Source organism: Halorubrum sp. DM2, from assembly GCF_901686465.1.
In the GTDB taxonomy this organism is placed as follows: Archaea; Halobacteriota; Halobacteria; order Halobacteriales; family Haloferacaceae; genus Halorubrum.
This window is the reverse complement of sequence record NZ_LR594487.1, coordinates 1,770,070-1,790,727: the sequence shown is the minus strand read 5'-3', so window position 1 is coordinate 1,790,727 and position 20,658 is coordinate 1,770,070. Positions and strand designations below refer to the sequence as shown.

20 protein-coding genes are annotated in these 20,658 nt (G+C 67.8%); 15 read left to right on the top strand and 5 right to left on the bottom strand.

Annotated features, from left to right (window positions below; all coding sequences use genetic code 11):
• Position 1: 1 nt before the first annotated feature.
• Genes QOL69_RS09125 through QOL69_RS09115 form a run of 3 tightly spaced genes read left to right on the top strand, consistent with a single transcriptional unit; the run spans position 2 to position 1,715 of the window.
• Positions 2 to 607, top strand: coding sequence for a PspA-associated protein PspAB (locus tag QOL69_RS09125; RefSeq protein ID WP_006629184.1), 606 nt, complete (start codon positions 2 to 4; stop codon positions 605 to 607).
• Positions 604 to 1,086, top strand: coding sequence for a hypothetical protein (locus QOL69_RS09120; RefSeq protein WP_283402927.1), 483 nt, complete (start codon positions 604 to 606; stop codon positions 1,084 to 1,086). The genes QOL69_RS09125 and QOL69_RS09120 overlap by 4 nt, the downstream gene beginning before the upstream one ends.
• Positions 1,083 to 1,715, top strand: a complete 633-nt coding sequence (locus QOL69_RS09115) for an IMPACT family protein (protein ID WP_283402926.1) — start codon at positions 1,083 to 1,085, stop codon at positions 1,713 to 1,715. Before QOL69_RS09120 ends, QOL69_RS09115 begins: the two co-directional genes overlap by 4 nt.
• Before the next feature lie 19 nt (positions 1,716 to 1,734).
• Here QOL69_RS09115 and QOL69_RS09110 read toward each other — a convergent pair whose 3' ends face one another.
• Entirely contained in the window at positions 1,735 to 3,327 is a 1,593-nt protein-coding gene (locus tag QOL69_RS09110; RefSeq protein WP_283402925.1) for a DNA-directed DNA polymerase II small subunit, read from the bottom strand.
• 132 nt (positions 3,328 to 3,459) lie between these two features.
• On the opposite strand from QOL69_RS09110, the gene QOL69_RS09105 reads away from it, so the two are divergent.
• The gene (locus tag QOL69_RS09105; RefSeq protein WP_283402924.1) at positions 3,460 to 4,635 is read left to right on the top strand and encodes a S26 family signal peptidase; all 1,176 of its coding nucleotides are present in this window, start codon (positions 3,460 to 3,462) and stop codon (positions 4,633 to 4,635) included.
• 62 nt (positions 4,636 to 4,697) lie between these two features.
• Here the strand turns inward: QOL69_RS09105 and QOL69_RS09100 are convergent, their stop codons facing one another.
• Positions 4,698 to 6,644, bottom strand: coding sequence for a Cdc6/Cdc18 family protein (locus QOL69_RS09100; RefSeq protein WP_283402923.1), 1,947 nt, complete (start codon positions 6,642 to 6,644; stop codon positions 4,698 to 4,700).
• A gap of 1,011 nt (positions 6,645 to 7,655) precedes the next feature.
• Between QOL69_RS09100 and QOL69_RS09095 the strand changes: the two genes are divergently transcribed.
• The 3 genes from QOL69_RS09095 to QOL69_RS09085 are packed head-to-tail and all read left to right on the top strand — an operon-like array spanning position 7,656 to position 10,505.
• Positions 7,656 to 8,951 carry a CaiB/BaiF CoA transferase family protein gene (locus QOL69_RS09095; RefSeq protein ID WP_283402922.1) on the top strand — a complete coding sequence of 432 codons (1,296 nt, stop codon included), beginning with the start codon at positions 7,656 to 7,658 and terminating at the stop codon, positions 8,949 to 8,951.
• Positions 8,941 to 10,137, top strand: coding sequence for a thiolase C-terminal domain-containing protein (locus QOL69_RS09090; protein WP_283402921.1), 1,197 nt, complete (start codon positions 8,941 to 8,943; stop codon positions 10,135 to 10,137). Before QOL69_RS09095 ends, QOL69_RS09090 begins: the two co-directional genes overlap by 11 nt.
• Entirely contained in the window at positions 10,134 to 10,505 is a 372-nt protein-coding gene (locus QOL69_RS09085; RefSeq protein ID WP_283402920.1) for a PhlB family protein, read from the top strand. Before QOL69_RS09090 ends, QOL69_RS09085 begins: the two co-directional genes overlap by 4 nt.
• A 50-nt stretch (positions 10,506 to 10,555) precedes the next feature.
• Here the strand turns inward: QOL69_RS09085 and QOL69_RS09080 are convergent, their stop codons facing one another.
• The gene (locus QOL69_RS09080) at positions 10,556 to 11,239 is read right to left on the bottom strand and encodes a TetR/AcrR family transcriptional regulator (RefSeq protein WP_283402919.1); all 684 of its coding nucleotides are present in this window, start codon (positions 11,237 to 11,239) and stop codon (positions 10,556 to 10,558) included.
• 109 nt (positions 11,240 to 11,348) lie between these two features.
• On the opposite strand from QOL69_RS09080, the gene QOL69_RS09075 reads away from it, so the two are divergent.
• On the top strand, positions 11,349 to 12,704 hold the full coding sequence (locus QOL69_RS09075; RefSeq protein ID WP_283402918.1) for an amidohydrolase family protein: 1,356 nt from the start codon (positions 11,349 to 11,351) through the stop codon (positions 12,702 to 12,704).
• Between the two features lie 36 nt (positions 12,705 to 12,740).
• Positions 12,741 to 13,625 (top strand): fumarylacetoacetate hydrolase family protein, encoded by an 885-nt coding sequence (locus tag QOL69_RS09070; protein ID WP_283402917.1) that lies wholly within the window; start codon positions 12,741 to 12,743, stop codon positions 13,623 to 13,625.
• 381 nt (positions 13,626 to 14,006) lie between these two features.
• On the opposite strand, the gene QOL69_RS09065 is transcribed toward QOL69_RS09070, so the two are convergent.
• Positions 14,007 to 15,014 (bottom strand): TatD family hydrolase, encoded by a 1,008-nt coding sequence (locus QOL69_RS09065; RefSeq protein ID WP_283402916.1) that lies wholly within the window; start codon positions 15,012 to 15,014, stop codon positions 14,007 to 14,009.
• Between the two features lie 79 nt (positions 15,015 to 15,093).
• On the opposite strand from QOL69_RS09065, the gene QOL69_RS09060 reads away from it, so the two are divergent.
• The 6 genes from QOL69_RS09060 (at position 15,094) to QOL69_RS09035 (ending at position 20,066) form a co-directional block, all read left to right on the top strand.
• A complete protein-coding gene (locus QOL69_RS09060) occupies positions 15,094 to 16,194 on the top strand; it encodes a WD40/YVTN/BNR-like repeat-containing protein (RefSeq protein ID WP_283402915.1) in 1,101 nt (366 codons plus the stop codon).
• Positions 16,195 to 16,653 (top strand): DoxX family protein, encoded by a 459-nt coding sequence (locus QOL69_RS09055; protein ID WP_283402914.1) that lies wholly within the window; start codon positions 16,195 to 16,197, stop codon positions 16,651 to 16,653. It begins immediately after the preceding gene.
• A gap of 252 nt (positions 16,654 to 16,905) precedes the next feature.
• A complete protein-coding gene (locus QOL69_RS09050; protein WP_048077596.1) occupies positions 16,906 to 17,547 on the top strand; it encodes a divisome-positioning GTPase DipA in 642 nt (213 codons plus the stop codon).
• Positions 17,547 to 17,957, top strand: coding sequence for a divisome-positioning protein B (locus QOL69_RS09045; protein WP_048077563.1), 411 nt, complete (start codon positions 17,547 to 17,549; stop codon positions 17,955 to 17,957). Before QOL69_RS09050 ends, QOL69_RS09045 begins: the two co-directional genes overlap by 1 nt.
• Positions 17,958 to 18,617: an OapC/ArvC family zinc-ribbon domain-containing protein gene (locus tag QOL69_RS09040; RefSeq protein ID WP_283402913.1), complete on the top strand. Its 660-nt coding sequence runs from the start codon at positions 17,958 to 17,960 to the stop codon at positions 18,615 to 18,617.
• Positions 18,618 to 18,884: 267 nt separating this feature from the next.
• Positions 18,885 to 20,066, top strand: coding sequence for an aspartate kinase (locus QOL69_RS09035; protein WP_048077566.1), 1,182 nt, complete (start codon positions 18,885 to 18,887; stop codon positions 20,064 to 20,066).
• 22 nt (positions 20,067 to 20,088) lie between these two features.
• Here QOL69_RS09035 and QOL69_RS09030 read toward each other — a convergent pair whose 3' ends face one another.
• Entirely contained in the window at positions 20,089 to 20,562 is a 474-nt protein-coding gene (locus tag QOL69_RS09030; RefSeq protein ID WP_283402912.1) for a hypothetical protein, read from the bottom strand.
• Positions 20,563 to 20,658 lie beyond the last annotated feature (96 nt).

Sequence of the window (20,658 nt, the reverse complement as noted above, 5' to 3'; positions counted from 1 at the left end):
GATGGGCATCTTCGACACGATCCGGGCCGTCCTCGGGACGAGCGCCGAGACCGACGCGACCCGCGAGGCGGACCCCGAGGACCTCTTCGGGATGTCGACCGCGTACATGACGATGGAGGCCGACCTCGGCTACGACCACTGCGGGGAGGCCGCCCTGTGCTTCTCCGGGGTCGACAGCACGCGCTTCGACGACGCCGTCGAGACCGTCGAGGCCATCCTGGAGGCCGGCGAGATCGAGACCGGCACGGGGTTCCACCGACACGAGGACGACCACGGCTACCAGTGGTTCGTCCTCGAGGACGACGACCCGGAGGACCTCGTGACGAGCGTCCACTTCGCGGCCGACCAGTTCATCGAGGAGGGGTTCGGCTCGCGGCTGCTCGCGGCCGTGTTCGGCTTCGAGAACGACGACGGCGCGGCCTACTGGATCTACTCGTTCCGGCGCGGCGCGTACTACCCGTTCGCGCCGCGGGGGACGAACGACCGGAACCAGCGGATCGAGTTCAAACTCCAGTCCGTCCTCGACGGCGAACTCGGCTTAGAGGACGACGAGTCCTACTGGTACCCCCTGTGGCCCGACGCCCGCGGGAGCCATCCGTGGGAATGAGCGGTGAACCGGTGACGGAGGCGACCGGAGGGCCCGAGGGCCGAAACACCCTGAGAAAGCGCCTCCTCCGCGGGATCGCCGTCCAGACCGCGGTCGTCGCCGGGGCGGTCCACCTGCTGTGGGCGTGGCCGCGGCTCGGGTCCCCGCCGGACGCGCGCCCCTACCTCTTCCTCGCCGGGAGCGCGCTCGCCGTGGCGGTGGGGGTCGCGACGCTGCGGGCCGGCGAGTACCGGCGGCTGTACGCGCTCGGCGCGGGGACGCTCGGGACCTTCCTCGGCGGGTTCCTCGCGTGGCACGGGACGGGTGCGGCCGCGGCGCTCTCGGCGGAGCCGCTGGCGATCGTGGCGGCCGTCGTCGAGCTGGTCGGGATCGCGGCGTTCCTCGCGCTGTTCCGGCTCGCGCCCCCGACGAGCGTCGTCGTCGAACGCCGGAACCGCGGGGAGAACGAAGCGGGGACGGAGGGCGAAGCGGAGTCGTGACCGACGCGTACCGAACCGTGGCCGAGCGCGCGACCGCGCGGTTCGAGGTCCGGGGCTCGGAGTTCCTCGGGCACGTCGCGCCCGTCGACACCGTCGAGGCGGCGGAGGCGTTCGTCGAGGCGGTCCGAGACGAGTACGTCGACGCGACGCACAACGTGCCGGCGTACCGGGTGCCCGCCGGCGAGTCGTCCGAGCGCGCGCCGGGGTCCGACCCGATGCTCAGGGAGTACTCGTCGGACGACGGCGAGCCGACCGGATCGGCGGGGAAGCCGGCGCTGAACGTCCTCCAGCAGCGCGAGGTTCGGAACGTCGCCGCGGTCGTGACCCGGTACTACGGCGGGACGAACCTCGGCGTCGGCGGGCTCGCGCGCGCCTACTCGCGCGCGGTGAAGGACGGCGTCGACGCGGCCGGCGTGATCGAGGAGCGGCCGCACCGAAGTCTCGTCGTCGAGACCGAGTACGACGACTCGGGGACGGTCCGGGGGGTGATCGAGTCGACCGGCGTCGAGTTCGACGCCGACTACGGGCAGCGGGTCCGGTTCGACCTCCGGGTGCCGGTCGAGGAGGTCGAACCGCTCCGCGAGCGGCTCAACGACGCGACGAGCGGACGGGTCGAGATCGGGGAGTGATCGAAAGCGGGGGCGGGAGTCACGAGAACTTCCGGACCGTCATGTCGAGCGTGTCGAGGTCGAGGATCGGGGCGTAGCCGGCGTCGGGGTCGATGTTGACGGACTTCTGGAAGTCGGTCTGGGCCTGCCAGCAGCCGGAGTTGACCGCGAGGACGTTGTGGTACTTCCCCCAGCCGAGCTTGTGGACGTGGCCGGTGTGGAACACGTCGGGCACGTCCTCCATCACGAGGTAGTCGCGCTCTTCGGGCGCGACGCGGGTGTGGCCCCCGAACTGCGGCGCGACGTGGCGCTTCTTCAGCAGCTGGTACATCGCCTTGTGCGGCTCGTCGTAGCTCGCCTTCTCCTCGGGTAGCTCCGCGATCACCTCGTCGAGCGAGACGCCGTGGTACATCAGCACCTCGACGCCCTCGACCGAGACGGTGGCCGGATTCGAGACGATCTGCGGGTCGTGAACGTCCATGATGGAACGGATCTCGTCGTTGAATCCGGGCTGCGGTTCGGCGAGCCGGACCGCGTCGTGGTTGCCCGGGATCATCACGACCTCGGTGTCCGCGGGGACCTCCTTGAGGAGTTCCGCGAACGCCTCGTACTGCTCGTAGATGTCGACGATCTCAAGCTCCTCGTCCTGGTCGGGGTAGACGCCGACGCCCTCGACCATGTCGCCCGCGAGCAGCAGGTACTCGACCGGGTCCGCCTCGGGGGTGTGGAGCCAGTCGGTGAAGCTGTGCCACGCGTCGGCCATGAACTCGTCGCTGCCGACGTGGACGTCGGAGATCAGCGCGGCCTGAACGTGGCGGTCCGCCCCGCCCGGGCGGTGGGTCCGGGGGACGTCCGGGAAGTGGAGCGAGTCGGCGAAGAGGATACCGGAGTCGTCCGCGAGCGTCCCCTCGACCGCGATACACTCGTCCATCAGGATCTCGTCGACGACGTCGGCGAGGCCCTTGTCCTTCATCACGAGGGCGGGGAAGGTCCCGGTGGTGTCCTCCAACTCGACGAGCCAGTGGCCCGACTTGGTGGAGCGCACGTCGTTGACTAAGCCGATCATCGCGGCGTCGCTGCCGCCGGGCATGTCCGCGATCGCCTCGGCGGGCCGGTGGTTGACGCGGCCGCGGAGGATCTTCGAGAGTCGCTCGTAGCGGTCGCGGAAGGTCGTGACGAAGTCGGCGTACTCGCCGGTCCCGGTGCTGCGACCCGTCATGTCGTTTCCGACTTCGATGTCGCGCAGGTCGGGGTCGAGGGAGCGGTCGGGGGTCGAAGCGTCGGCGGTCGGAGCGTCCGCGGTCGAAGCGTCCGCGGTGGGGGTCTCGGGAGTCGGAGCGTCCGCGGACCCGGCATCAGTCTCTCCGGCTCCGCGGGTCGCAGACCCCCCTGTTTCGACTGGAGATTGTCCGTTCGCATCGGGTGAGGCCGCGGATCTCTCGGTGTCGGCGGTGGCCTCGCGGACGTGGTCGGCGGTGATCCGGAGGGCCTCGTCCGGGGCGTGATCGACCGCGGCCGCGACGGCGGCGGCCGGGTCGGTCGCGCCCGCGAGCAGGGTGATCGCCTCGCGCTCGGCGTTGTAGCCGCGCTCGGCGAGGGCTTTCGCGATCCGGGCGTTCGACTCCAGCGGCACGCTACCCGAAACGGCGGTCGCGACCAAAACCGTTCCGGAGGCGTCGGGCCGGGGTAGCCGGCCGGGCTCGCGGGGTCGATGTCGGCGTCCGCACCCGGAAGCTTATGAACGAAAGCCGCCAACGCGGTCGTAATGGACGAAGGGGATCGGTCGACAGACGCCGACGAGTCGGCCGGTCGAGACGAACGAACGAGAGACGGGGCCGAGAAGGATCGCGGCGGATCGCCGGACGAATCGAAAGAGGAAGCGCCGGACGAATCGTCGGACGAATCGGCCGGCGAGAACGTTGACGGTGAGGACGGAGCCGGTCCCGCGGCCGGGGGCGACTCCGTCGCCGAACCCGACATTTCGGGTGGAGAGCGGAGCGATGCGGAACACGCGAGCGAGCCCGTCGCCGACGCGGACGGAACCGAAATCGGCGGAGAGTCCGTCGAGGTCGAGGGAGCAGTCGGCGCTGACGGGTCCGCCGGGCGGTCGGGTGGCCGCTCCGAATCGGGTCGTTCCCCCGAGTCGGAGCGTCTCGCCGAGTCCGAGGATTTCTCCGAATCGAGAGATCCCTCCGAGCGGTCCGAGCGGCCGGGGGCGGGCGAGGAGGAGTCGCTGCTGTACCGGTTTCGTCACGACCGCGACGGCGCGCTGATGTGGATCCGGGAGATGCTGTCCAGCGTGGCGGTGGTCCTGCTGGTCGGGCTGCTGCTGTTCGGCGTCAGCGGCATCTGGCCGCCCATGGTCGCCGTCGAGTCGGGGAGCATGGAGCCGAACATGCAGGTGGGGGACCTAGTGTTCGTCACCGAACCCGGTCGGCTCGCGCCGGACGCGGCGGACAACGGTGTCGGCGTCGTGACCCACGAGACGGGGGAGTCGGTCGGCTACCGGACGTTCGGGTCCTACGGGTCGGTCGTGATATACACCCCGCCGGGGCGGACCGGATCGCCGATCATCCACCGAGCCATGTTCCACGTTACCGAGGGAGAGAACTGGTACGACCGCGCCGACGAGCGGTATCACAACGCCGTCGACTGCGAGTCGCTCGCGAACTGTCCGGCACCGCACGACGGGTACGTTACGCTCGGAGACAACAACGGGGCCTACGACCAGGCCAGCGGTCTCTCGCCGCCGGTCAGGGCCGAGTGGGTGAACGGGGTGGCCCGACTCCGCGTCCCGTATCTCGGGTACATCCGCCTGATCGCGACGGGACAGGTGGAGTTGAGCGAGGCGATAGCGCAGACGGTGGGCGCAGGGATCCCGGCCCCGGATGCGTCGGGGGCGGCGCAGGCGTCGCTCGGGGCGTCGAACCCCGCGGCCTGATATCCTTTCGACGGGTTCGTTTCGACTCGACGCGCGTGTCGAGAAGTGCGGGGCGGACGGCGTCAGTTGTCGAACCGCGCCTGAACGAAGGGCTGTGCGTTCTCGATGTCGCCGAGTCGCGAGTCCGACAGGAGGACTGCCTCGGTCTCTTCGACTGGAACCGACAGGCCCATCTCCTTCGTCCGACCGTAGCGCCCCTTCGAGACGACGACAGCGTTGACGATACCGAGCATGTCGAGTTCGCTGATGAGGTCGGTGACGCGTCGCTGAGTCAGGACGTCGGCGTCAATCTCCTCGCAGAGCCGCTTGTAGATGTTGAACACCTCCCCGGTGTTGATGTTGTGGACGCCGTTCTTTTCGAGGAGAATGACGGCGAATAAGACGATCTTGCTCTGCGTGGGGAGGGTGCGGACGACCTCGACCACGCGGTCGAGTTCGATCTTGTCTTGGGCCTGTCGGACGTGTTTCTCCGCGACGATCTCCGCTTGCGAGCGCTCCGCGAGTTCGCCCGCGGTGCGGAGGAGATCTAGTGCTCGGCGGGCGTCACCGTGCTCCTGCGCTGCGAACGCCGCACACAGGGGAATCACGTCATCGGTGAGCGCGTCGGGTTTGAACGCGGTGTCGGCGCGGTGTTGGAGGATGTCTCGGAGCTGGTTGGCGTCGTACGGCGGGAAGACGATCTCCTCCTCGCCGAGGCTCGACTTGACGCGGGGGTCGAGGAAGTCGGTGAACTTCAGGTCGTTCGAGATCCCCATGATCGAGATGCGCGAGCGGTCGAGTTCGGAATTCATCCGCGAGAGATTATAGAGGGTGTCGTCGCCGCTTTTCTCGACGAGCTTGTCGATCTCGTCGAGCATGATCACGACCACGCGCTCGTGGTAGTCGACCGCCTCGAAGAACGTGGAGTAGACGCGGTCGGTGGGCCATCCGGTCATCGGGACCTCCTCCATCTCGTCGGCGTCGGCTTCGAGTTCGTCGATCCGCTCGTCGAGTTCCTCGACCGAGTCGAACTCGGTACCGGCGAGGGCGGTCGCGTCGCCGCTCGGCCGGCCGTCGGCGTCAGTCGCGTCGTCGCGGAGGGCTTCGAGGCGGTCGAGTTCGTCGGCGATGACCGCCTGATTCTCCTCGATGAAGGTGTTCGCGAGCTGGGCGAGGACCCGGTACTGGGTGTCGGTCACCTCGCAGTTGATGTACTCGACCTCACAGGGGACGTCGTACTTCTGGGAGGTGGATTCGAGCTCCTGTGAGACGAACTTCGCCGACGCCGTCTTCCCGGTTCCCGTCTTCCCGTAGATGAGGATGTTCGACGGAGTTTCGCCGCGGAGCGCGGAGACGAGGATCGTCGCCATCCGGTTGATCTGGTCGTTGCGGTGCGGGAGTTCGTGCGGCGTGTACGAGGGTCGGAGGACCTCCTTGTTCTCGAAGATCGGTTCGCCGGAGAGGAGGTCGTCAAAGAGCCCCTGATTCTCGTCGTCGTCGAGGACGACTCCGTCGAGGTCGACGTCGGGGGACGAGCGGTCGCGCCCGCCGTTGTCGATCCCCGTCGTTTCCGGTTCGCCCGTTGCTTCGGGTCCGGCGTCGGTCGAGAGCTCTGATCCGGGGGTCGGTTCTGAGTCGGGGTCCGATACGTCCGGGTTCGACCCCACGTCGACGTCGAGGTCGGAACCGATGTCGAGGGAGGAGTCGTCACCGTCGGTGGTAGACCCGTCTTTGAGTTCGGAGCTATCGTCGAGAGTGGGGTCGTCGTCGAGAGTGGGGTCGTCGTCGAGAGTGGGGTCGTCGCCGAACTCGGAGTCGTCGTCGGAGCCGAAATCGGGGTCGCTGTCGGGGTCGCCGTCGGATCGGGATCGACCGTCGAGGCCGGAGGCGTCGACCTCGGAGTCACCCGGGTCGGGATCGTCCGGATCGGAGTCGCTGCTACGGTCCGGCTCGGTCTGGTCGTCCGGGTCGGTCCCGTCGGCCGGATCAGTGCCGTCGTCAGCCCGCGGTGTGTGATCGCCTTCGTCCATGTGAACCCCTCCGTTTCAGGTGGAGACGATCGAGCAACTCGGTTCTCACGCCGTCTCCAGCCGGATATGCGGATATGTGGTCGAAATGTGGACCGACCACGTCCAGTTGATACACTCGAAGCGAACGAAGAGACGGTACAAAAGTGTTGCTCTCTGGAGTTGAAACGACCCTCTCTCGGTGGCATCCACGTTACGCCGGGAAGATGTCGGGTCGATCGGGAGCGTTCAGGCCCAACGACGGAGCGTTTGAGTCCGATGAGAGAAGGGAGAAACGAGGAGACGAAGCACCGAGGGCGGCTTCCCGTGGAACGACGCCGTGGCCGCGGTTGGACTCGTTCCTCCGTATTCGACGTGTCGGTCACTACGCGTATTCGCAGTCGGGCATCGGTCCGGTCGTTGGCCTCTGTGCCGGGAGCCGTCGGTGGGGTTTCAGCGGTCAATCGGATCCCGTCGATTATTCTTCTTTCGGGGTGTCGGATCTCCTTCTCTCGGAGTGTTGGTGGACTGTCTCCCGAACCGCCGGCCCGTCGTCTTCTGTACCGTTCCCCTTGCCGCGGTGATAGTATCGATCGGGAACCCCCACACCCCTTTGTTTCGGGTGGAACGCCGAACAGGTGGGGGAGGGTCAGGGGCGGCTAATATATCGGTGGTTTTAATACAAAATATTGTGAATAGTACCCTCGACAATCCTCTCAAAATTATATTAGTAGTAGTGTAGTTATTTTATTGTTTTTCGTATCAGTATTTACTGTTAGTACAGCGACCGCCGTCCACAGACCACCGACCACCCACACCCCAACCCGGGTTTCCACCCGAAACGAAGGGGTGGGGGGAGGACTTCCTCCACGTCCCCACCGTGATCGGTGTCCACGGGAACCGACGGTGACGGCTATCGGTCACCCACTCGGCGACGCATCGTATATCATGGTCGACGCCGATAGTTTTACCATCCGGTAAACAAACTGTACGGACACCAATGAGACGAACGCGCACGTCAGCCGAGGTGGTTCGATGACCGACGCCGACGGTTCCGACGCCGACGGTTCCGACGCCGACGATTCCACGAGTCGAACCGCCGGCGGTCCCGCGAACGGCGGAAAGATCCTCGAGGACGTCACCGTCCTCGACCTCTCGACGTTCGTCACCGGCGGCTTCTGCTCGGCGATGCTGGCGAACCAAGGGGCTGAGGTCGTCAAGATCGAACAGCCCGGCTACGGCGACGCCGTCCGCCACTCGGGTCCGCCGTTCATCAAGGGAGAGTCGCCGTACTACTGGACGCTGAGCTACGGGAAGAAGAGCCTCGAACTCGACCTGAAAAACGACGACGCCAAGGAGGCGCTGTACGAGCTGGTCGAGGAGGCGGACATCTTCATCCAGAACTTCCGCCCGGGCACCGCCGAACGGCTCGACGTCGACTACGACACGCTTACCGAACGCAACGAGAACCTGATCTACCTCGCGATCTCCGCGTTCGGCCAGACCGGGCCGTGGCGCGAGCGGTCCGGGTACGACCTCCTCATTCAGGGGATGAGCGGGATCATGAGCGTCACCGGCGAGGCGGACCGGCAGCCGGTCAAGGTCGGACTTCCGATGACGGACCTGATCACGGCGATGTGGGCCGCCTTCGGCGCGACCACCGCCCTCTACCGGCGCGAGCGGACCGGCGAGGGCGAGTACATCGACCTCGGCATGCTCGAAGCCACCCTGCCGTGGCTCACCAAGCAGGCCGGCATGGTGTTCGCCGGCGAGGAGACGAAACGCATGGGAACCAAGGACCCCGTCCTCGCCCCGTACCAGACGTTCGAGACGAAAGACGGGTTCATCAACATTTGTATCCTCAACGAGAAGCTCTGGGGCGAGCTCTGCGAGGCGCTCGACCGCCCGGACCTCCCCGAGGACGACCGCTTCGAGACCAACGCGGACCGCGTCGAACACCTCGACGAACTCGAAGCGGAGATCGAGGCGACGCTCGCCGACAAGACGACCGACGAGTGGATCGAGGTCATCGCCGAGGACGCCGGCGTCCCGGCGGGTCCCGTCTACAGCGTCGAGGAGGCGCTCGACAACCCCCAGATCAACGCCCGCGGGACCGTCACCGAGATCGACCACCCCGAACTCGGCGAGGTGCCCGTGATCGAACACCCGCTCAAGTTCCGCAACGCCGAGAGCGGGTTCGAACTCCCCCCGCCGCTTTTGGGCGAACACAACCGTGAGGTGTTCCGCGACCACGGCTACTCCGAGGACGAGATCGACCGACTCGCGGAACTGGGCGTGTTCGGCGACGACGCCGGCGAGAATGCCGACTGATGTCCGCGTCAGCGGCGTCGGCATGACTCGGTTCGAGAGCGACTCCCGCCGTTCGCTCACCGATCTCGCGGCCACGGCCGCCGAGCGCGCGCTCGCAGACGCCGCGGTCGACCCCTCGGAGGTCGACGCGCTCCGCTTCGGCAACGCCCTCGCGGAGGCGCTCGACGAGAGCGCGGGCCTCGCGAACGCGCTCGCGGCCACGCTCGGCCTCGACGGCGCGTCCGCGGACCGGATCGAGAACACGAGCGCGACCGGCGCGAGCGCCTTCCACCGCGGCGTCGAGGGTATCGAGCGCATCGAGGGCAGTGAGGGCGTCGGGCACAGCGAGGGCGTCGGGCGCGGCGACGACGATATCGTCCTCATCGTCGGTGCCGAGCGGATGTCTGCGGGCGACACGCGCGACGTCACCGAGGCGATCAGCCGGCTCGTCCACCGACGGGAGTACGCGCAGGGGATAACGCTCCCCTCCTTCGGCGGGCTCGCGGCCGGCGCGTACCTCGATCGCCACGACGCGCCCCGCGAAGCCCTCGCCGCGGTCGCGGCGAAGAACCACGCCAACGCGGTCGACAACCCGGTCGCGCAGTTCCGAAAACCGATCGACGTCGCGGACGCGCTCGACTCGCCGGTGGTCGCCGCACCGCTTCGACTGTACGACTGCTGTCCGATGTCGGACGGTGCCGCCGCGGTCGTCCTGACTCGGCAAGAGACAGCGGGGTCGTCCGCCCCCCGCGTCGCCGGCATCGCAAGCGCCACCGGGACCCACGCCGTCGCGGAGCGGTCCGACCCGCTCTCCATCGACTCCGTCAGCACCGCCGGCGCGCGGGTCTTCGACCGGGCGGGGATCGGTCCCGACGACGTCGACGTCGCCTGTATCCACGACGCGTTCACGGTCCTCGAACTGATCGAACTGGAGGAACTCGGCTTCTACGAGACCGGCACCGCGTGGGAGGCGACCCTCGACGGCGAGACCGCGCTCGACGGCGACCTTCCGGTCAACCCCGGCGGCGGGCTCAAGGCCCGCGGGCATCCCCTCGGCGCGACCGGCCTCTCGCAGATCGTCGAACTCGTCTGGCAACTGCGCGGCGACCTCCCAGCGAACCGACGCGTCGATGGGGCTGAGACCGGATTCGCGATCAACGTCGCCGGGTTCGGAAACAACAGCGTCTGTACGGTGTTGCGCGCGTGACGGACCGCGATACCCCGACCGACCGCGACCTCCCCGCCGACCGCGCGTTCGTCTGCGACGACTGCGGGAACCGCTGGTACTACGACCGCCGCCGCTGCCCGAACTGCGGCCGTTCGTCGGCGGACACCGCGACGGTTCGACTCGAAACCGGGACGGTCGTCGCGACGACGACGGTCGAGACCACGCCGCCCGACGTCCGCACGCCGAATTACCTTGCGCTGGTGCGGTTCGACGAGGTACAGTTGACCGCGCAGGCCGCCGACGGAAACCTGTCTCCCGGCGACCGCGTTCGGTTCGCCGGCTCCCATCGACTCCGCGAGGGGCGCGACAGAAGCGATCCGCGCCTCGTCGCGGTCGACGACGACTGAGTCGAGCCGATCGCAGAAGGGGTCCGTTCCGCCTACTCCGTCTGCTCCGCCTACTCCGTCTGTTCGAGCGACTCCAGAATGAACTCGTCTATCGCCTTCCGCGCCTCCTCGGGCGCGTCCTCGTGGCCGAGCGAGATCCGCCGGCCGCGAGCGGCGTGGATGACGTCGGTCACGAGCTGGCCCATCCGCTCGGCGTCGACGTCGCGGAAGACGCCCTCCTCGATGCCCTCCTCGACGACTTCGACGATACTGCCGCGGATACGCTCGTAGTGCTCGTTGAATATCTCGCGGTGGTCGCCGTCGTTTTGCGCCTGCGTGTACAGCTCGTGGTACACCTTCATCCGGTCCCAGTGGCTGAACTCCTCGAACTCGGGCCCGAACAGACACTGGTCGACCCGAGCGCGGAGTTCGGTCCGAGGGTCCGCGTCGCCGTCGACGACCACGCTGCCCTCGTACTGGTCGATGATGTGTTCGAGGAACGAGGACATCAGGTCGTACTTCCCGTCGAAGTGGTAGTGGATCACCTGCCGGGTGAGGTCCATCTCCTCGCCGATGTCGCGCATCCGGAGGTCCTTGTACCCGTGCTTGCTCAGCGCGCGGAAGGTCGCCTCCATGATCACCTCCTTCGTGTCTTTAGAGGACACCGTCTCGCCGCCCGACCCCTCGTCGGCGTCGGCGTTTTCGGTCGGGGACTCGGCGGACTCGCTCGCCGATCCGCCCTGTGATTCGCTCATACCGTCACTCTACGTGTGAGGTACATAATACGCTCGCCCCTCGATACCGCCCTCGCTACTTTACCGCCCGGTAAACTTTTAACCTCTTGGTCAAACCCTATTATCGAACATGACACAAACGATCGTGCGAAACGGGACCGTGGTCTCGCTCGACCCGGACGTGGGGACGCTCGACGAGGCCGACATCCTGATCGAGGACGGCGAGATCGTCGAGGTGGGGGGCGGACTCTCCGCGTCGAACGCCGAGGAGATCGACGCGTCCGGCCACATCGTCGTGCCCGGATTCGTCGACTCGCACATCCACCTCGCGCAGACGCAGGTACGCGGCATCGCCGGGGACTGGTCGCTGATGAACGAGTACTTCGACCACATGCTCGGCAACATCACCGGGCTGTACCGGCCCGAGGACATGTACCTCGGCGGCCTCTTCGGTGCCTTCGAGAAGCTCCACACGGGGACGACGACGGCGCTCGACTGGTCGTACCCGAACACGCTCGAACACGGCGAGCGCGCGGTCGACGCGCTGAAAGACAGCGGGCTGCGCGCGGTGTACACCTACGGCCCGCCCGGCGACGACTCGGCGAAGTGGTGGTACGAGAGCGACGTGGGACTTCCCGAGGAGAACATCCGACAGCTCCACGAGGACCAGATCCGCGAGGACGACCTGCTCAGCCTGGCACTCGGCCTCCGTGGTCCCGACTTCTGTACCGACGAGACCGCCCGCGGCGACCTGGAACTGGCCCGCGATCTGGGCGCGCTCTCGACGATCCACATGGGGGCCGCGCTGTGGCCGTCCTCGGAGTACGGCGGCGACTACCAGGGCTTCGGCTGCCTCGAAGACCTGCTCGGTCCCGACGTCAACGTCGCCCACGGGAACCACTTCTCGCAGGAGGACATCGACCACGCGATCGAGCAGGGGGTCTCCTTCTCGTCGACGCCGGAAGTCGAGATGCAGATGGGTCACGGCATCCCCGTCACCGGCAAGGTGCTGGAGGCGGGCGGCCGGCCCGCGTGGGGCGTCGACGTCTGTTCGAACGTCAGCGGCGACATGGGCAGCCAGATGCGGATCGGCATGCAGCTCCAGCGTATGTTCGACAACCAGGCGGTCTTGGAGGGCGACGAGGAGGTCACCGAGGTCTCGATCTCCGCGCGCGACACCCTCGAAATGGCCACCATCGAGGGCGCGAAGGCGCTCCAGCTCGACGACGAGATCGGGACGATCACCCCCGGTAAGCGCGCCGACCTCGTCTTGTTCGACGCGAACGACTTCATGACCGCCCCGTCGCACTCGCCGGTCCAGACCGTCGTGTTCCAGTCGGACCCCTCGCATATCGACACCGTCCTCGTCGACGGCGAGGTCGTCAAGCGCGACGGCGAGCTGACGAACCCGAAGGTCCGCGAGGAGTTCGACCGGTTCGTCGCCTCCGGCGAACGGCTGTTCGACGAGGCCGGCATCGACCTGTAACGCCCGCGAAATCTCTCTTTCAACGACACACTTCACATGCGAATCGGACAATACCGAACCGCGGACGACGAATCGCCTTGGACCGGCGTCGCGACCGACGCCGGCGTGATCGACCTCTCGACGGCCGGCGCGGCCGCCGGCGTCGACATTGGCCCGAAGACCACCGACCTGCTGGTGGACTGGGAGTGGCGGCGCAAGGCCGACCTCGCGGTCGAGTACGCCGAATCGACCGGCGTCGGCCTCCGCGACCCCGCCGACCTCGACCGCGCCGCCCCCGTCGACGACCCCCAGAAGGTCGTCTGCGTCGGGCTGAACTACCGCGACCACGCCGAGGAGGGCGACAACCCGATCCCCGACGAACCCGTTCTCTTCTCGAAGTTCCCGACCTCGGTCGTCGGTCCCGAGGACGCGGTGCGCTGGGACCCCGAGTACACCGAGAAGGTCGACTACGAGGCCGAACTCGTCGCCGTCATCGGCGAGGAGACGCGCCGCGTCGACCCCGACGAGGCGCTCGACCGCGTCGCCGGTTTCACTGTCGGCAACGACGTCTCCGCGCGCGACCTCCAGCACGGCGACGGCCAGTGGGTCCGCGGGAAGAGCCTCGACACGTTCGCACCGACCGGTCCCGACCTCGTCACGACCGACGAGGTGGAGGATCTGCACGCTCTGGAGATATTCGCGGAGGTCAACGGCGAGCGGCTTCAGGAGTCCTCGACATCGAACCTGATCTTCGGCGTGGACGAGCTGGTCTCGTTCTGTAGTCAGGCGTTCACGTTGAAACCGGGGGATCTGGTGTTTACGGGGACTCCCCCCGGCGTCGGCGTCTACCGCGAGCCCCCGGTGCTGCTCGGCGACGGCGACACCGTCACGGTCGGCGTCGAGGGAGTCGGCGAACTGACGACCGACTTCGAGACTGAATAGTCGGTTCGCAGTCCCGCGTTTTAACGAGATTTCTTGGGGGTCGGATTGTCGTGTCGACCGAGACCGCCGAAGCCCCAGCCGCTCGGTACGAGATTCCGAACTCGGTGACTGAGACCACCGAAGCCCCGGCCGTGAAGCGGTCAGACGCTCGCTGCGCTCCTCGTCACTCGCGTTGCTCGTTCCTCGGTGCTTGCGTCGCCTCTGACCGCTTCACGGCCGCCCCTTCGAGTCCCGCCCCGCACCGCACAGCCTCACGCCTCCCCAGCCTCGTCGCTGGCGGTCGTCGCTTCGCTCGACCGCCAGCGACTCCCTCGCGCGACGCTGCTTCGCGGTCGCCGGGGGCGACCGCTCGCAGGCGCGCGCCACCGCACCGCGGGTCGCTTATTCGGCCAGTCCGAACACGTCGCGCGGGTTCTCGTAGACGACGGTCCGAATGTCGTCGACGTCGATTCCGTACCGGTACAGCTCGAAGATTGCCCGTTTGACCGCGTACGGGTCGGTCCGCAGCACGTTCGCGGTGTCGGTGTCGATCATGATCCGCTTTGGGCCGTACTCGTCGATGGCGTTCGCCACGTCGGCGGCGTCGACGCCGACGAGCCACGAGTGACCGATGGTGTAGCTCAGGTAGCAGTCGGTCTCTGCCATGAGGTACGCGGTGTTGTTCGCGTCCGCGTGCGAGGCGACCACATGCTCCTCGTCGAGTCCGGCGTCGCCCGCGGCCTCGATGTCGCGTTTCACGGCTTCGAGCGCCGGGTTCTCCCCGTCGAGGACCGGCTCCGTTCCCAGTCCGGCGTTCTTCTCGTAGCCGGGGGTGACGCCGAGGTCGTCGCGGTACTCACGTTTCGACTCCGTCGACGTGTTCGGCGTGTGGAGCAGGACGGGGAGGTCGTGGTCGGCGGCGAGCTCCATCTGCGCTTGGACGACCGCCTGCTGTTCGTCGACGTCCCAGCGCTCGACGTGCTGGCTCGGGGTCACGCCCGTTTCGCCGACGGCGACGACCTCGTCGAGCGCGCAGTAGTCGCCCATCGCGGCCAGCAGCTCGTCGGGGTTCTCGATCCGGACCCCGGTGTGGACGCCGAGGCTCAGCTTCGCCTCGAAGAAGTGGTTGCGCTCGATGGCCCGCCGGCGGTTGACCGCGTCGTCCCACAGGAAGCGGATGTCGCTCGCCTCGACGGGCTTGTAGGGGGTCCAGTGGTACCCCGACGACACCATCACCATCGACCGGCAGCCCGAGAGCGCGTACCGCTCCCGGTCCTCCCACGAGAGCGTGTGCGCGTGGTTGTGCGGGTCGATCCACGGAACGTTCAGCAGCTCCGTGGGGAGTTCGGGGTCCGATTCGTCGAGGAACGCGGCGTCGGTCGGACGGACCGTGGGCTGCGGCGCGGACATGGTCGCCCCGTCGTAGCCCGGCCACTTAGCGTTTTACAGGTTGGTAAAACTTTATTATGCGCCCGGCTGACACACGGATATGACACTGTTGATCGGGACAGACTCCGGACTGTACCGAGCGGACGACGTCCCCTTCGAGCGCGACGAACTCGACCCCGTCCTCGACTGCGGGGTCGTCACCGCCGTGAAGTCGTGGGACCACACCGAGGGCGTGTTCGTTGCCTCGTCGACGGGCGCGTACCGCTCGCTCGACGGCGGGGAGACGTGGACCGACCTCGAAGTCCCCCTCGGCGACCGCTTCTGGCACGCGGGCCAAAGCCAGGTGTGGTCGATCCTCGCGACGGCCGACGGCGCGCTGTACGCCGGGACCAACGATCCGTACATCTTCCGCTCGGTCGACGGCGGGGAGACGTGGACCGAACAGAAGGGGTTCCGCGAACTCCCCTCGCGCGGTCACTGGGAGTCGCCGATCGACCCGCACTACGCGCGCCTTCGCGCGCTCGAAACGGTCCCCGGCCGCCCCGACACCCTGATCGCCGGCGTCGAGGCGGGCGGGATCCACGTCAGCCGCGACGGCGGGCGGACGTGGACCGACCACCGCGACGCCATCGTCGACGACGTCCATCAGGTCCTCCCGATCTCGGAGGACGTGTGGCTCGCGGCGACCGGCTACCTCGACCACGACCTCGAAAACCTCGGCCTCGGCCACGCGGTCGGCGAGGGCGGTCTCTGGCGGACGACCGACGCCGGCGAGTCGTGGGATCGACTCGACGTCGGCAGCGATTTCTCGTACATCCGCCGGGTGTTCGTCCACGACGGCCGGGTGATCTTCTGCGGCGGCGAGGAGGCCCCGCCGGCGTGGGTGAACGACGACCACGAGGTCGCCCTGTTCGAGTCGACGAACTTCGGCCGCGACTTCGAGCGCGTCTCGTTCCCCGGCGAACCCCACGAGATAATCGAGACGTGGGCGGTCCACGACGGCGACGTGCTATGCGGCTCCGGCCTCTTCGACGTGCCCGACGAGCGCGACGACGTGGAGGGGCGGATCATGCGCCGCGTCGATGGTGAGGGCGTCGACGACGAGAGCGACGAGGGTGACGGCGGCGAAGGTGACGGCGACCCGACCTACGAGACGGTCGGCCGCGTCGACGCGAACGTCAGCCGGATCGAGGTGGTCTGAATGGCGGACGAATCCACCTCGGAGCCGGAGGCCGACGCCGCCGGCCGCGACGCACCCTCGCTGCTCGGTCGGTCGCTGTACGGCGGCGTCCTCGCGTACATGGCCGTCGACGGCTTCAAGAACAACGACAAGCGCGTCGCGGTCGCGGAGGAGAAGGGCGTCCCGATGCCGGAGGTCATGGTCCCGTTCGTCACCGGGATGCTGCTGGTCGCGAACGTCGGTGTCGTCCTCTGGCGGCTTCCCCGTGCCGCGGCGGGTGCGCTCGTCGTCTTCTTCCTCGGGACGACGCCGGCGATCCACGACTTCTGGACGATGGAGGGGGAAGAGCGTCACGGCAACAAAATCAACTTCCTGAAGAACCTCGCGCTGCTCGGCGGCGCGATCGTCTTCCTCGGCGCGGCAAGCGAGCGCGACGAAGAGATCGAGCGCGCCGAGGAGACAGACGGCGACGGGGAATGATGTCGTTCCCGCGCTGAAACGCGACGCCCCGCCGATCGTTTCCGCTTCCTGATAATACTCCGGTCCGATCCCCGAATTTCGGGTTCGTCCGGCGTCGACGCCCCGGATCGGCGGTGTCTGACGCAGTTCTTAAGTGACCGCGGCGAGGAGCGTACCGTAATTCCCCGAACGGGCGTCGAGCGCTCGGAGTGAGCGCCGTCGAGACCGACGAACGCGGTGTTCGGGAAAACCACACACGGACTGGAGGTCAAGATGGGACTGCTCACGAATCTCAGAGACAGCATATCGCGGGTCACGGACGGCCTGTTCGCGGCCGACGAGCCCAAGCGGATCGGGATCTACGGACCGCCGAACGCCGGCAAAACGACCCTCGCAAACCGGATCGCACGCGACTGGACGGGTGACGCCGTCGGCCCCGAGAGCCACATCCCTCACGAAACCCGGCGCGCGCGCCGGAAGGAGGGCGTCGAGATCGAACGTAACGGGCGGACGGTCACCATCGACATCGTGGACACCCCCGGGGTGACGACGAAGGTCGACTACAAGGAGTTCCTCGATCACGACATGGAGAAGGACGACGCCGTCCGCCGGTCGCGCGAGGCGACCGAGGGCGTCGCGGAGGCGATGCACTGGCTCCGCGAGGACGTCGACGGCGTCATCTACGTGCTCGACTCGACGACGGACCCGTTCACGCAGGTGAACACGATGCTGATAGGGATCATCGAGTCGCAGGACCTCCCGGCGCTGATCCTCGCCAACAAGACGGACCTGCCGGGGTCGGACGTCCAGCAGATCGCGAACGCCTTCCCCCAACACGAGACGATCCCGCTGTCCGCGCTGGAGGGCGACAACATGGACGAAGTGTACACCAAGATAGCGGAGTACTTCGGCTGATGCCCGGGCCGAAAGCCAACGTCGACGCCGCGGACGACGATCCGGACGACGACGGCGTCCGGATCGACATGATAAGCGGCGCGCGGATGGAGGGACTCACGGGCATGGAGAAGATCCGGCTCATCCTCGACGGCGTCCGCGACGGCAACATCGTCATCCTCGAAGAGGGGCTCTCCCCGGACGAGGAGTCGAAGCTCATCGAGGTGACGATGACCGAGATCAGCCCCGACGACTTCACCGGCATCGAGATCGAGACGTACCCGAAGGCCGAGGCCGGCGACCAGAGCTTCCTCGACAAACTGATGGGCCGCGAGTCCACCCAGAAGCTCACCGTGATCGGCCCGGCGAACCGGATCGAGACGCTGCACAAAGACGAGAACCTCATCAGCACGCTCGTCTCCCGCAAGTAGATGCCCCACCAGTGTACCACCTGCGGGCGGACGTTCCCCGACGGCTCCAAGGAGATGCTCTCGGGGTGTCCCGACTGCGGCGGGAACAAGTTCCAGTTCAAGCCCGCCGGCGCGACGGAGGACCCGACCGCGGGCGACGACGCCGGCTCCGCCGGCGCGACCGCCGACCCGTCCCCACCGGCTCCCGAGGACGGCGCGGCGTCGACGCCGGACGAGCACGCCGCCGATCAGACGCCGAGCGAGGGTCACACCGATCCGGCGTCGGGCGAATCCGCGGACGCGACGCGACCCGACGACGCCGCGAGCGACGACCCCTCGCCCGAAACCGACGGCACGGAGCAGATCGCGGACCGGAGCGACGAGGACACCGCGCAGGCGAGCGCGCGCTCCGAGGTAGTCTCGCCGGACGAACTCGACCGCGCCAGCCGCGAGGTCGAGGGCGCGGAGACGCCGCCCGCCGACGAGGAGCCGCAGTCCGGCATCGACGCCCTCCGCGACGAGCTCAACGACCAGTTCGAGAGCATCCGCATCGTCAGCCCCGGGCAGTACGAGCTCAACCTGATGGAGCTGTACGACAGACAGGAGTACATCATCTCCCTTCAGGAGGACGGCCGGTACGTCATCGAGATGCCCGACGCGTGGGGCATCCAAGACGAGTGATCTCCCGGCCTGCTCCAGTCTCGATCGCTCGTCAGCGCCGCCTCGGTCCGTAGTTAGCGCCGCCTCGGACGACGTGCCGCTTCGGGCGACCCTTGTCGAAGAGGATACTGTTATCCGGCTTCCTCCGCTACGGAGTCGCATGTTTACCGATCGCTTCCGCCGACCGGGCCGGAATTCCGGCCTCGGGTCGGCCCGTTCCGTCTCGCTCACCCGCCCGCGACCGCCGACCGGATCCGGACCGCTCCGGGCCTCCGACGAGGTATCCGTATGCGCGTAATCGCGAAGTTCGGCGGCACGAGCCTCGGCAGCGGCGACCGGATCGAGCGCGCGGCCGACTCGGTCGCGAGCGCCGTCGCGGCCGGTCACGAGATCGCGGTCGTCGCCAGCGCGATGGGGTCGACCACCGACGAACTCCTCGACGACATCACCTTCGAGACGGACGACGCCGACCGCGCGGAGATCGTCTCGATGGGCGAGCGCACCAGCGTGCGGATGCTGAAGGCCGCCCTCTCGGTCCGGGACGTCGAGGCGGTCTTCCTCGAACCGGGACACCCGGATTGGCCCGTTATCACGGACGAGCGCGGCGAGGTCGACGTCGCGGAGACGAAGCGGCGGGCCCAGAAGATCGCGGCGCGGCTCGACGGCGTCGTCCCGATCATTACCGGGTTCCTCGCCGAGGACCACGACGGTAACGTCACCACGCTCGGTCGCGGCGGCTCGGACACGACCGCCGTCATGCTCGGCAACTACATGGACGCCGACGAGGTCGTGATCGTCACCGACGTCGAGGGCGTGATGACCGGCGACCCGCGGGTGGTCGAGGGCGCGCGAAACGTCGGCCAGATCACCGTCGACGAGCTGCGGAACCTCTCCTTCCGGGGCGCGGAGGTGGTCGCCCCGTCCGCGCTCTCGTACAAGGACGAGGGACTCGCGGTTCGGGTCGTCCACTACCAGCACGGTGACTTACTCCGGGGCGGCACCCGGATCGAGGGCGAGTTCGAGAGCCTGATCGACATGCGCGAGGAGCCGCTGGCGTGTCTCACCATCGCGGGCCGCGCAATCCGGAACCGACCGGGGATCCTCTCCGAGCTCTCGAACGCCTTGCGCGCCGAGGAGATCAACATCGACGCGGTCGCCTCCGGGATGGACTCGGTCACCTTCTACGTCGACGTTGACGTCGCCGAGACCGCCGAGGCCCTGCTCCACGAGTCGGTCGTCACCGACGAGGCGCTCTCCTCGGTCACCGTCGCCGACCCCATCGCCGTGATCCGCGTCACGGGCGGCGAACTCCCCAACCAGTCGGGCGTCATCCAAGACATCATCGCGCCCATCGCGGACGCCGGCATCAACATCATCGACCTGATCACGAGCGCGACCTCGGTCGCAGTGTTCGTCGACTGGGACGACCGCGAGGAGGCGCTCGAAATCGTTCAACAGCGGTTCGACTGACCCGGTCGCTCGGCCGCGCCGTTCACTCGTCCCCGTTCTCGCCCGGATCGAACCGGTACCGCGTCGTCGACGCCCCGTCGATCCGCGGCCCGGAACCGACCGCCTCGAACCCGATCGCCTCGACGGTCGCCGTCGCGGTCGCGTCGACCGGGACGACCGCCTCGACGGCCATGCCCTCGCGGACCGCGAACCCCACCGGCTCCTCGAACAGCCGGCGGATCCCCTCCGGGCCGCCTTCGAAGTTCGTCACGTGGACCGTCCCGTCGCGCACGTCGAACGCGACGAACCCCTCGACCGAATCCGCGGGGGTCTCGTCGTCGTCCGCGGCTTCTGTCTCTCCGCCCCCGTCGTCCGCGGCTTCCGTTTGCCCGGACTCGTCCGTCACCGCGACGCGCACCGAGCGGTCGTGGATCATGTCGCGGACGACGCCGCTCGGCCGCCCCGTCATCGACGCCAGGGCCGTCGCGTCGGCCTCGACCGCGTCACGGACTCGCATACCGTCGCACTATCGCCCGAAGACATAAAGTCGCTGCCGCGCGGTCGACGGCGACCGGTTGATTTTAACGACCGGCGGACCCAGAAACGCGCATGT

Coding starts and splice junctions, on each gene's coding strand:
- QOL69_RS09075 (WP_283402918.1), top strand. CDS start 11,349: ATGACACAAACGATCGTGCGAAACGGGACCGTGGTCTCGCTCGACCCG.
- QOL69_RS09100 (WP_283402923.1), bottom strand. CDS start 6,644: ATGGACGAAGGCGATCACACACCGCGGGCTGACGACGGCACTGATCCG.
- QOL69_RS09090 (WP_283402921.1), top strand. CDS start 8,941: ATGCCGACTGATGTCCGCGTCAGCGGCGTCGGCATGACTCGGTTCGAG.
- QOL69_RS09050 (WP_048077596.1), top strand. CDS start 16,906: ATGGGACTGCTCACGAATCTCAGAGACAGCATATCGCGGGTCACGGAC.
- QOL69_RS09035 (WP_048077566.1), top strand. CDS start 18,885: ATGCGCGTAATCGCGAAGTTCGGCGGCACGAGCCTCGGCAGCGGCGAC.
- QOL69_RS09065 (WP_283402916.1), bottom strand. CDS start 15,014: ATGTCCGCGCCGCAGCCCACGGTCCGTCCGACCGACGCCGCGTTCCTC.
- QOL69_RS09045 (WP_048077563.1), top strand. CDS start 17,547: ATGCCCGGGCCGAAAGCCAACGTCGACGCCGCGGACGACGATCCGGAC.
- QOL69_RS09040 (WP_283402913.1), top strand. CDS start 17,958: ATGCCCCACCAGTGTACCACCTGCGGGCGGACGTTCCCCGACGGCTCC.
- QOL69_RS09070 (WP_283402917.1), top strand. CDS start 12,741: ATGCGAATCGGACAATACCGAACCGCGGACGACGAATCGCCTTGGACC.
- QOL69_RS09060 (WP_283402915.1), top strand. CDS start 15,094: ATGACACTGTTGATCGGGACAGACTCCGGACTGTACCGAGCGGACGAC.
- QOL69_RS09055 (WP_283402914.1), top strand. CDS start 16,195: ATGGCGGACGAATCCACCTCGGAGCCGGAGGCCGACGCCGCCGGCCGC.
- QOL69_RS09120 (WP_283402927.1), top strand. CDS start 604: ATGAGCGGTGAACCGGTGACGGAGGCGACCGGAGGGCCCGAGGGCCGA.
- QOL69_RS09095 (WP_283402922.1), top strand. CDS start 7,656: ATGACCGACGCCGACGGTTCCGACGCCGACGGTTCCGACGCCGACGAT.
- QOL69_RS09105 (WP_283402924.1), top strand. CDS start 3,460: ATGGACGAAGGGGATCGGTCGACAGACGCCGACGAGTCGGCCGGTCGA.
- QOL69_RS09080 (WP_283402919.1), bottom strand. CDS start 11,239: ATGAGCGAATCACAGGGCGGATCGGCGAGCGAGTCCGCCGAGTCCCCG.
- QOL69_RS09030 (WP_283402912.1), bottom strand. CDS start 20,562: ATGCGAGTCCGTGACGCGGTCGAGGCCGACGCGACGGCCCTGGCGTCG.
- QOL69_RS09125 (WP_006629184.1), top strand. CDS start 2: ATGGGCATCTTCGACACGATCCGGGCCGTCCTCGGGACGAGCGCCGAG.